This window comes from Paenibacillus chitinolyticus NBRC 15660 (genome assembly GCF_000739915.1).
Classification (GTDB): Bacteria; Bacillota; Bacilli; order Paenibacillales; family NBRC-103111; genus Paenibacillus_F; species Paenibacillus_F chitinolyticus.
The window spans coordinates 524,753-536,921 of the sequence record NZ_BBJT01000004.1 but is presented as its reverse complement, the minus strand read 5'-3'; the positions used below and the strand labels follow the sequence as shown (position 1 = coordinate 536,921).

5 protein-coding genes are annotated in these 12,169 nt (G+C 58.8%); all 5 read left to right on the top strand.

Annotated elements, in window-relative coordinates:
• The first annotated feature begins 42 nt into the window (after positions 1-42).
• Positions 43-1,185, top strand: a complete 1,143-nt coding sequence (locus PCH01S_RS12395; RefSeq protein WP_174446811.1) for a glycoside hydrolase family 88 protein — start codon at positions 43-45, stop codon at positions 1,183-1,185.
• Positions 1,182-3,533: an alginate lyase family protein gene (locus tag PCH01S_RS12390; protein ID WP_042229696.1), complete on the top strand. Its 2,352-nt coding sequence runs from the start codon at positions 1,182-1,184 to the stop codon at positions 3,531-3,533. Before PCH01S_RS12395 ends, PCH01S_RS12390 begins: the two co-directional genes overlap by 4 nt.
• A gap of 350 nt (positions 3,534-3,883) precedes the next feature.
• Complete coding sequence (locus PCH01S_RS12385; RefSeq protein WP_042229695.1) at positions 3,884-9,994, top strand: phosphodiester glycosidase family protein; 6,111 nt, start codon at positions 3,884-3,886, stop codon at positions 9,992-9,994.
• Between the two features lie 482 nt (positions 9,995-10,476).
• A complete protein-coding gene (locus PCH01S_RS12380; RefSeq protein ID WP_407670209.1) occupies positions 10,477-11,199 on the top strand; it encodes a response regulator transcription factor in 723 nt (240 codons plus the stop codon).
• Complete coding sequence (locus PCH01S_RS12375) at positions 11,196-12,152, top strand: sensor histidine kinase (protein ID WP_042229694.1); 957 nt, start codon at positions 11,196-11,198, stop codon at positions 12,150-12,152. Before PCH01S_RS12380 ends, PCH01S_RS12375 begins: the two co-directional genes overlap by 4 nt.
• The last annotated feature ends 17 nt before the right edge of the window (positions 12,153-12,169 follow it).

Below are 12,169 nucleotides of genomic sequence, written 5' to 3'. Positions count from 1 at the left end.
CTTGTTAAAGGACATGTTTTCAGACAGGAAAGGGGAATGGCCATGTGGAAGGCGGCAATTGAAGATGCGGTGCTCAAAACGCGCCGGAATATCGAGAAGTTCGGCGACAAGTTCCCGCACGTGAGCGACGGCGGCAGGTACGAACTCCGGGATAACGACGAATGGACATGCGGATTCTGGCCGGGCATGCTCTGGCTCTGTTACGAATATACAAAGGACGAAGTGTTTCTGGAAGCGGCGCGCAGCACCGTGAGAGGCATGAAAAAACGGATGGAAGAGAACAAGGTGCTCGCCCATCACGATATCGGATTTCTATACTCGCTTTCCTCCAAGGCGGAGTGGATCGTACTCGGAGACGAGGACGCCAAAAACTTGACGCTGGAGGCGGCTGACAAGCTGCTCGAACGCTGGAACGACAAGGGGCAGTTTATTCAAGCTTGGGGACCCATGGGTGACGAAACGGAAGGCGGCCGCATCATTATCGATTGCCTGCTTAACCTGCCGCTGCTTTATTGGGCTTACGAGCATACAGGGGATGAAAAATACCGCAAAACCGCCGTTATTCAGGCGGATAAAAGCAGACGGTTCCTCGTGCGCGGGGACGACAGCTCTTACCATACGTTCTTTTTCGAGCCTGTCACGGGTGAGCCGATCGGGGGCGCGACTCATCAGGGCTTTACGAACGGTTCCACATGGAGCCGCGGCCAGGCTTGGGGCGTGTACGGTTTTGCCCTGTCGTACCGGTATACCGGCAATGCGGCGTATCTGGAAACGTCCAAGCGGATGGCACGCTACTTCGCTTCCCAACTGCCGGAGGATTCCGTGGCGTATTGGGATTTCTATGCGGAAGTAACGCCGGAGACGCCGCGGGACAGCTCGGCTTCGGCCATCGTTGCCGCGGGATTGCATGAACTGATCGGACTCCTGGAGCCGGATGACCCGGACCGGGCCGAGTTCGCGGATCTGCTGGAACGTTCGCTTGCTTCTCTCGTGAAAAACTATTCGACGGCCGGCGAACCCGAAGCGGAAGGGCTGCTTAATCACGGGTCCTATCATGTACGTGGAAATCTCGGCCTCGATGACTATATGGTGTGGGGCGACTACTACTATCTGGAAGCCTTGATGCGCGTAGAGCGGGATATTCCGGGCTATTGGTATGACCGCAAGGAGCGGACCTTAGGATGAAGAGCGGCCGGATCGGGGAAGGGTTGAATGCCGGACAGCCGGATCTTGCCACTGCTGCCGCTGCTGCTGCCGCGCTCTTGAAGCCGGGCGGAGAGAGACGGAACGAAGCTTATGATACGCTGAAAAGGCATTACGAAACACGCACCTCTCCGGTGCTGTTTATCCGTGAGGAAGAACGGGAGCGTCTTGTGAGTCATGTCCGTAATCATTACGGGGAAGACATGCGGGAAGTGTTGGCCTCGGCCGAACGCGTTGCCGCGAAGACGTTCCTCTTCCGCGGGGAATGGGACATGGAACCGACCTGCGTTCCGGTCACCTTCGCGGAGGACATCGACTGGCAGCATGTGCCTGCAGGCGATGTGGAGTGGGCTTACATGCTGAACCGGCATGCGTACTGGGTCGATCTGGGACAGGCGTACCTGGTCACGGGCGACGGCAAGTACGCGGAAGCGTTCTGCATGCAGCTGGACGACTGGCTGCGCCGTAATCCCGTGCCCGCCGGTCCGGCGGAAGCATCCGCTACTTTGGCGTGGCGGACGATCGAGGCGGGGCTCCGCTGCATAAACTGGATCCGGGCGTACGAGTGCTTCCGCGATTATCCCGGGTTCACGGCCGAGCTGGTCGGCCGGATGCTGAAATCGCTGCATGAGCACGGCGAGTACATTGCCGGAGCCTTCGATCCTTGGAGACGCCTCAGCAACTGGGGCGTGCTTGAAAACGCGGGCCTCTTCGCGCTCGGCGTATTCATGCCCGAGTTCCGGAATGCGGCGTTCTGGCTGGAAGTAAGCGCCGACCGGCTGCGGCAGACGGCCGCCCTCCAGATCGGCCGGGACGGCATGCACTGGGAGCAGTCTCCGCTTTACCATAACGAAGTTTTCTTCCAATATATGCACGTGCTGCACCTCGCCGAAAATAACGGCATTGGATTGTATCCCGAGTGGATATCGGCCGTGAGGCGCATGGCAAAGGCGAATTTGTATTCCGTGAAGCCGAGCGGCAGGCAGCTGATGAAAGGCGACAGCGACGACAACGATATGCGCGACGCTCTGACCGCGGGCGCGATCCAGTTCGGGGACGCGGAGCTGAAATACGCCGGCCACGCCCGCGTGGATCTGGCGAATCTGTGGCTCTACGGCCTGCATAAGGCGGAAGCTTATGAGCGCTTGACGCCGGTACGGCCGGAAACGGCCTCCCTCGCGTTCGAGGAAGCCGGGCAGTATGTCATGCGCTCGGACTGGGAGCCGGACGCCCGGTTCGCCAGCATGAACTGCGGGCCGATGGGCGGCGGTCACGGCCATGCGGATATGCTGCATGTGGATCTCTGCGCATACGGCCGGGATTTGCTGATGGACCCCGGCCGCTACACGTATTACGGCGGGGACGAGTTCCGCCGGTATTTCAAGCTGGGAGCCGCCCACAACACGACTCTTGTGGACGGCAAAGAATTTACGGAGTACCTGGGCACATGGGACTACGGCCGTATTGCCGCTCCGCTGGGAACCCGGTGGACATCGGGACCTGCGGCCGACTATGCGGAAGGCAGCCACGACGGCTATCTTCATCTGGCCGATCCCGTCATTCCCAAGCGCCGCCTGATCTTCGTCAAGCCGGACTACTGGCTGCTGGCCGACAGCTTCCGCTGCGGGGACGCGCACCGTTTCGAGCAGCGGTTCCACTTCGCGCCCGGCCAGGTGCGTATCGAAGAGCGGGGAGTCTGCTTTACGACGGAGGACGGAACGGCGGGGCTGCACGTGCTGCCGGTTACGCGGACGCCTCTTCTGACGGAAACGGAGCCGGGGACCGATGGAAACAGCGCCGATGCTTCGGCAGGGAAGACGGCGTACGAGCAGAGCGGCGAGTGCGCCGATCAAGCGGGAGTAACGGCCAGCCCGGCCTCCCTCTCCGTGCCCACTCCCGGCGAGGGAGCGGTACCCGCGGACACCGGCGCAGCCGGGCGCGGCCCGCTGCACGTCCGGACGGAGGACGCCTACGTGTCCTACCGGTATAACGAGATGACGCCCGCTCCGGCCGTAACTTTCTCGTGCGGCTCGACGGGTCCGGCTTCCATGATGCAGGTGCTTTACCCGGTCCGTCCCGGAGAGACGGAGGTTCCGGTCGTAGAGCAGGCGGACGTCTTCACCTACAACGGAGCCAAAGTGCCCGACTCCGCCGCAGAAGCCTGCCGCCTGACTTGGACGAGCTCGGGGGAGCAGCATATTGTGGTGGTTTGCCACCAGAAGCCATCGACGAGCATTATGTCTTACGTCGTGGAAGGCGTTCAAATTTTCGGCGAAGTTGTGCTTATTAAAAAAACGCCGGAAGGCATCGAAACAATCAATGTAAGATAGCGGAGCCGAAGGCGGCAGCAGCACAAAAGACATCGGAACTTGGTCTCTCGGGACGGTTCCGGTGTCTTTTTTCTATTTTCAAAAAGGGAAAACTAACAAAATTTTTTGCCATTTTTAAATTAAATAATAAAATAATACTTCAAAAAGCGCTTTCTTTCCCTGATAATAGAAAAGGTGGGGGTATTTCTAAATCATGAATGAAAGTGCTCCCGGTTCATAAAATCTTTATAAAGATAGGGGGTGGAGTTTACAAGAGAACCGTATACTTTCCTGGCACGGCCCACTGCTCAACAGCCGGAATGCGGAAATGACGACAAACTTTGAACCAGCTTGGGAGGTATGTGACGATAATGGCGAAAAACAGACGGAGACTGGCATCTTTTCTCAGCGGAATGATGCTCTGTTCCATCCTGCTGCCGGCAGGACAGGGATTAGCGGCAGTGCCCGGCACGACAGCGTCGGCAGGGCAAATCGTGGACAAACGGGTGGTGGAAATAGGGCCCGGCGCCACGTACCAATGGATGAACATGAAGCTGGACCGGGGACCGGAAAAGCTCCATTTTGTAGAGTTCGATCCTAAAAACGCGGCTTTGGAGCTGCAGGCGGGCAAAACCGGAGGCAAGGTTTACGGGATGCAGGGCGTCAGCCAAATGGCTGCGGATGCGGACCGGACGGGCAACCGGGTCATTGCGGCGGTTAACGGAGATTTTTACGATATGTCCACGGGAATTCCGTCGGGGCTGTTTATGGGAGAGGGCGAAATTCTTGCGAGTCCTCCGGCGGACTGGTACGCCTTCGGCATAAAAGCCGACGGGACGAGTCTTTACGGGCGGAGCCCGAAGCTGACCCGGACCCTTGCGTTCGGCGGGCAGAGCAGTCCCCTTACGGAAATCAACCGGCTGCGCGGAACGGAGTCGCTTGTTCTTTACACACCCGAGTTTCACACTTCCACGATGACCAACGACCTTGGGGACGAGGTGGTGCTCGATGTGACGGGCGGAGCCGTGCAGAGCGGCCAGACGCTCGCGATGAAAGTATCCGAAGTACATAAAAACAAGGGAAATACTCCGCTAGCCCCAAATCAGGTGGTTCTGTCCGCCTCGGGCAAGTTCCGGGATACGCTGGCCCCTCTGAAGCCCGGGGATGACGTCACCGCCAGCTTTACGCTGGAAGGCGAATGGAAAGATGTCCGGGTGGCCATCGGCGGCTCGGGGCTGCTCGTCAAGGACGGGGCCGCCCAGCCGAACGGCGATCCGGCGGCGCATCCCAGGACGGCCGTCGGGACGAAAGCGGACGGTTCCGTCATCCTGCTGGAAATCGACGGCCGTCAGCCGGGCTTCAGTGAAGGCGTGGACTTGACGGAGCTGGGCCTCCTGATGAAAGACCTCGGCGCCGTCAATGCGCTGAACCTTGACGGGGGCGGCTCTTCCACCTTCGTGGCGAGAATGCCCGGCGAGAAGACGCGGAAAATCCTGAACACGCCGTCTGACGGCGGGGAACGTAAAACCGCGAACGGTCTGCTGCTCGTCAACAAAGCGCCGGAAGGCGCTGCGGACAAGCTGGTTGTCCAGCCGCAAACGGAGCGTGTGCTGACCGGCTCGTCCGCTGAGTTCAAAGCGGCTGCCGTGGACGCCAATCTGCATCCCGCGTCTTTTAGCGGGACTCCGCAGTGGAGCGTCGATCCGGCGGTCGGGACGTTTGCCACGGACGGTACGTTTACTGCCGGCTCCAAGGCGGGAGAAACCGTCATCACGGCCGCCTCGGGCGGGTTGACGGGAACCGGGAGGGTGGAAGTCGTGGAAGATTTGACCGAACTCAAATTTGCCGATGCCGTCAAAACCTTCACGTCCGGCAGCTCGGAGACGTTGAAAATAACGGCTTTGCGCGACGGGCAGGTCGTTCAAGCGGACAACAGCCGGATTCAGTGGCGCACCGAGGGGCCGATCGGCTCGATTGACGCCGCCGGGGTGTTCACCGCCACGGCCGAAACCGAGAAAACCGGAAAGATTTATGCCACATACAAGAACGTAGAAACTTCTCTGGATGTCCATGTCGGTGTTCCTCCGGTTATTCTGGAAGACTTCGAGAACGGGCTGGACCGCTACAATCCGAGTGCGGGCGCCCAGTTCAAGAGCACCAACGTGAGCATCGAAACGGATGAAGAATTCGTGCGTTTCGGTAAAAACTCACTGAAGCTGGCCTACGATTTTACCGGGATGCCGGGAACCTCGGGGGCTTATCTGCAAGTAAAAAGCGGCGCCCAGCCCATCCAGATTCCGGGGTACCCCGAGAAAATCAGCATGTGGGTATACGGGGACGGGAACAAGCACTGGCTTCGCGCGCAAATGCGCGACGGCAAAGGTGCCGTGGCGCTCGATTTTGTCGACCAGACGGTAGGGGTCGATTTCAAAGGATGGAAGTACCTGGAGGCCGTCGTGCCCAAAGGAAGAACCCTCCCGCTGACGATGGATATGCCGGTCCGCTATATGGAGACCTCCTCGGCCAAGAAAGACGCCGGAGCGATCTACGTCGACCAGATCCGGGCGCTTTACGGGCCTGCGCAGGACGATATGGACCCGCCCGTGCTGAAAAATTTCTCGCCGGCCGACGGCGAAACGATTAAAAGCAATCTGCCGACGATCAAAGTGTACGGGGAGGACTACGGCTACGACCCCGCCAAGCATCCCGGCACGACCTTGATCGACCCGGACAAAATCCGGTTCTATCTCGACGGAACCTTGGTCCAGCATACGCTGTATCCGCCGGAAGGCCGGATTTACTACACGCCGGGTACGCCTTTGGCGGACGGAATTCATCAGGCGAAGGTTTCGATCCGTGACTTGTCGGGCAACCAGACGACCAAGGAATGGACGTTCAACGTGGATACGGGCTCGGCCAAAATAGTGTACGACACGCCCAAAGAGGTGTATGCGGGCGGCACGTATTCCCTCGATGTTAAAGGAATCAAAGCTGCAAGCATCAAAAACGGCCGCATCGACTTCGCTTTCGATCCCGGTAAAGTCGAAAACATCCGGCTTGTCCGCGGTCCGAAGCTCAGCGATATGCAGCTGACAGCGGACATTGACGGCGCAGCGGGTCTTGTAAGCCTGAAAATGAAAGAGCTGCAGACGGCCTCCCTGACGGATCAGGATATCATCGGCCAAATTCAGTACGATATCCGCAAGGATGCGGCCGGCACGAATCTCATCGCCTTTAAGTCCGGCTCCGTTTCGTTTGCGAATACCGGGGATACGAGCTTCTCCTTCTTCGGTCTGCCTCTCTCTTCGGAGATCAAGAATCAGTTGAAGCTGGAATGGAACGATTACGGCCACGTGCAGGGGTACGAGACCGAGCTTGTCGTGAAAGACGAGCGTGGAGCCGCTGTCGAAGGAGCCGGGGTGCTCGCGGACGGTTCCTCCATCGGAACGACGGACGCTCAGGGCAAGCTCCGTACGCAGGCGCTGACGGCTGCCGTCAAAAGCTATAAGCTGCAGGCGGCGAAAGGGAACGCTTATAGCGCGGTTTCCGTGTTCGCGGTATCTCCTCTCGGAGGAAACGAGACGCCTTATAACATTGGCGTGAACATGGGCTCCGACCCGGCCTCGTCCCGGGCGTTTATCTGGCATACGAATCCCGGAACCGAACCGACTGTGGTCGAACTCGTCAAGCAGTCGGAATTTACAGATTTTCAAGGCGGCAGCGTGAAACGGATTACGGGAGACAGCAGCCTGTACAGCACGCTGGATATCGGCACGATCCGCATTCATAAAGCGGTCGCGGACGGTCTGGAGCCGGGAACTTCTTACGTGTACCGCGTAGGAGACGGCAAAGGCCACACGAGCAAGCAGGGAACGTTTAAGACGGCGGAACTTGCCGGCGATCGTACGAAATTCCTGTATTTCGCGGATTCCCAGGCAGGCGATCAGGCAGGCTTTAATTTGTGGGGCAATACGGTGAAAAAAGCGGTCGCCGACAACCCGGACGCGGAATTTATGGTTCATGCCGGGGATATGGTCGACAAAGGCTTTAACGAAAAAGAATGGAACATGTGGTTCGGTGCGGCCCAGGATGCGTTTTTGAATACGACGCTCGTGGGGACGATCGGCAACCATGAAGTCATGGGAACGAGAGAAAACAGCGACTTCCTGGCGCATTTCAACCAGCCGGGAACCGGACTGGACAGCTTGAAGGGCAGCAGCTTTTCCTATGACTATAAGGACGTTCACTTTGTGGTGCTGAACAGCGAATATCAGTATGAAGAGCAGAAAGAATGGCTGAAGCGGGATCTGGCCAAAACGAACAAGAAGTGGAAGGTCGCCATTTTCCACCGGGGTCCGTACGGAAGTATCTACGATACCGCCGAACTCCGGAGTTTGTGGGCTCCTGTGCTTGAGGAGAACAAGGTGGATCTCGTGCTGAACGGGCATGATCACATTTATTTGAGAACGTACCCGATGAAAAATAACCAGATCGCGGCGGACGGACAGGGAACGACCTATGTGGTTGCCGGTTCCAGCGGTCCGAAATTTTATCCGGTCACCAAACGGGATTGGCAGCGGGTGATCGACGAGGAGCAGACGCAAATGTATGCTTCCATCGACATTGCCGGCGACGAGTTGAAATTTGTGACGAAAACGGTCGGCGGCCGGGTCGTGGACGAATTCAGCTTATATAAGAAAGAGGTTCCTCCGGTATCCGTTGAAATTGAACAGCAGAATCTTAAGCTGGCCGTAGGGGAAAGCGTGAAGCTGACCGCCGCCGTCAAACCGGCTGACGCGACGGACCGGAGCGTGACATGGTCCGTGTACAGCTCGACTCCGGCGGATGCCGTAACCGTGACGGCCGATGGTACGGTCAAAGCGGCGGGTCTCGGCAGCGCGGTGATCCGGGCGACGAGCGGCACGGCGCCGGATGTGTACGGAGAGACGACCGTGACGGTGGACCGTCTGCCGTCGGGCCAGCTTGCTTCCATTGAGCTGTCCGGCAAGGGTTCGCTTAAAGTCGGGGAAACCGATCAGACGGTTACCCGCGCGGTTTACACGGATAACAGCCGGTTCGACCTGACGGACGGCGTGACGTACAGCAGCAGCCGTCCGTCCGTGGCGCAGATCGACACGCACGGAGCGGTGAAGGCCTTGACGGAAGGAACGACCGTCCTGTCAGCCGTCTACGGCGGATTCACCGCGCAGTACGAGCTGACGGTGAAGGCTTCCGGCAGCGGAGGCAGCGACGGCGGCAGCGGAGGAGGCTCCGGCGGCGATAACGGCGGCGGAACTCCGCCCGTACCGCCGGTACCACCGGTAGAGCCGCCTGTGAAGCCGGAGCCCGGCTCCGCCGGCAAGCTTGCGGCCACCGCCGCAGAGCTGGCGGCGATGAAAGCCGCAGGCGCGGTCACGTTCGTGACGTCCGCGCCGTTTGAAGAGCTGGCGCTGCCGGGGAATGCCGGCGCGCTCTTGGACGGCACCGCCGTCCGCATCCAAGCGGGCAACGTGGCGGTGACGCTTCCCGCAGCCGTGCTGAGCGAGCTGGGCGAGCTGGTGCCGGCCGCCGAGCGGGAAGGCAGCATGCTGAAGCTGAGCGCAGCACGGATCGCCGGCGAGGACGCCCGCAGGCTGCTCGGCAGCGCATCGGCCGCTTCCGGGGCGCGGCTTGCGGCTGGAAGCGACCTGCTGGAGCTGCGTCTGACCGTCACGACGAAGGACGGCAAAACGAGCGAGCTGACGAGGTTTGCGAAGCCGGTCACGATTGAGCTTCCGGTCGGTTCGGGCGTGGATGCGAAGCTTGCCGGCATGTATCAAATCGCCGGAAGCGGCGCCCTCGAATATGCCGGGGGCACTTGGCACCTGAGCAAGCTCACAGCCGATGTGAATCATCTCGGCACGTATGCCGCGCTGGAATACGGCAAAGCTTATGCCGATGTGCCCGCAGATCACTGGGCCGCCGGAGTCATCGGGGAGCTAACGGCCCGGCACCTGATTGACGGGATGACCGAGAACACATTTGCTCCCGAGCGGAAAGTGACGCGGGCGGAGTTCACCGCCATGCTCGTCCGTCTGCTGAATCTGAAGGCGGAGGGAGTGCCGTCCTTCTCCGACGTGTCCGGACAGGATTGGTACGCGGGCGCCGTTGCCGCTGCTTCCAAGGCCGGACTCGTCAATGGCGTCAACGCCTCTGGATTTGCGCCGGAAGCGGTCATCAAGCGCCAGGAAATGGCGGCGATGATCGTGCGAGCGTATGAGGCTGCGGCCGGGAAGAAGGCAGCCGTCGGCGAACCCGTCCGTTTCGCCGATGTGGAGGCTTCTCCCGCATGGGTGCGGGAAGCCGTCGACGCCGCCTCGAGCCTGGGGCTCGTGAACGGGCGCACGGCCGGCGGATTCGAGCCGGAAGGCACCGCCACTCGCGCCGAAAGTGCGCAGGTGACCGCTAACCTGCTGAAAATGCTGGGAGGCGTCACCCGCTGATGGGGGTGACCACCGTCATGCAGCGCCACACATGCGCCGGGAGTGCGGGCGGTGTGTAAATAGACGGGATAACGCGAGTAACCCGAGTAACCCGAGTAACCCGAGTAACAAGAGTAACAAGAGTAACAAGAGTAACAAGAGTAACAAGAGTAACAAGAGTAACACAAGTAACTCATGAGTAACGCGAGGAATCCCTCCTGCCTCGGGAAATTTTATAAGGTGCGGAACTGAGCTAATGGGCGAAGCGCCGATCACGCTGCGGTTCTAGTATTTACTTTCATGTTCCGCATTCCGGTGAGTGCCGGAGGGAGGACCTTGGGAGGACAGCTCCCCCGTCGAATACAGCCTCGTTTTAACAACCTGCCCGGCGTCTCAGGACGACGAGGCAGGTTTTATTTTGCCGTAAAACTTATGGAACTTTCTACCGGGTCTTTCCGAAACATGATATGATTCAACCGAAACAGATTGCAGGAATGGACGGGATGAACATGCAAAATACACTGCTGCTTGTGGAAGACGATACGGAAATCAGCGATATGGTAAGCGATTATTTGACGAAGGAAGGGTTCGTAGTCGTGCGCGCCTACGACGGGGAAGAAGCGGTCCGCAAGTTTGCCGGCCGGCAATTCGACCTGATTCTGCTGGATCTGATGCTGCCGAAACTGAGCGGCATGGACTTTCTCCAGAAGGTGCGGCAGACGAGCCTCGTCCCCGTCCTGATTACGTCCGCCAAGGACGGCGACGTCGATAAGGCGCTCGGTCTCGGTTTCGGCGCGGACGATTATATCGCCAAGCCGTTCTCCATGATCGAGCTGGCCGCCCGGATCAAGGCGGCGATTCGCAGGGCGACGCAGTATGCGGCGGCCGCACCCGCGGAACGGACGCCGGCCCCGCCCGAAGTGCTGCGCGTTGGCGATCTGGTCATCGACCTCGAAAACTTTTCGGTAAGCAAAAACGGGGCAGAGCTGAAGCTGACGTCCAAGGAGTTTCATCTATTGAAACTGTTTGCCGTTCATCCCAAACGGGTTTTTACGAAAGCGCAAATTTACAGCTCGGTATGGGAAGACGATTATTACGGGGATGAAAATGTCATCAACGTCCATATGCGCCGGCTGAGGGAGAAAATCGAAGACGATCCGTCGAATCCGGTTTACATCAAGACGTTGTGGGGAATCGGCTATAAGCTGGGAGAATTCGGCGAATGAGCGGTTGGACGGGATTGCTGCTCGCCCTGCTTGCCGTCTCTCTCGTGCTTCACTTCGTTCAATACAGAAGCAAAAAAAAGCGGGACGAAAGCCTCGCCTACATAACGGCCCGGTTAGACGGGATTTTAAGCGGAGGCGCCGCCCGGGGGAAATTGCTGCACTTGACGGACGACAAGCAGCTAATCGCCCTGCTGAACAGGCTGAACGGGCTTGTGGAGACCAATCAGCGGATGACGGCTACGTACAATAAAACCGAAGATTCGATGCGCAAAATGCTCGCGAACATTTCTCACGATCTCAAAACGCCCCTTACTGTGGTGCTCGGCTATATGGAAACGCTCATTCAAAATCCGTCCACACCGGCGGAAGAACGGGAACGGCTGCTCGACAAAGTCCATGCGAAGGCCCGGGAAGTCCTCGTTCTGATCAATCAATTCTTCGATCTCGCCCGCCTGGAGTCCGGTGACCGGGACATCCCCCTGAACCGTATCCTTCTTAACGAAGTGTGCTCGCAGACGATCCTCGCTTTCTATGAACCGCTGACCTCCAAGGGGGTGGAGGTTGTAATCGCGATGCCGGAGACTCCGATTTACGTGATGGGGAACGAAGAGGCGCTGGTGCGCATTTTGAACAACCTGATCTCCAACGCCTCCCAATACGGCAGCGACGGGAATATGCTGGGCCTCACTCTGCGCGAGGACGAGGAACATGCCTATGTCGAGGTGTGGGACCGGGGCAAGGGAATCAGCGAGTTTCATCAGGACCGGGTCTTCGAGCGCATGTATACGCTGGAGGATTCCCGTAACCCTCTTTATCAGGGAAGCGGCCTCGGGCTTACGATCACGAAACGGCTGGTGGAGAAGCTCGGCGGCGTTATTACGCTGACCAGCAAGCCGTACGTGAAAACGTCGTTCACCGTAAAATTCAAAAAAACAGCTTACGGAAGGACGTAAGATTTTTGTAAGAATCG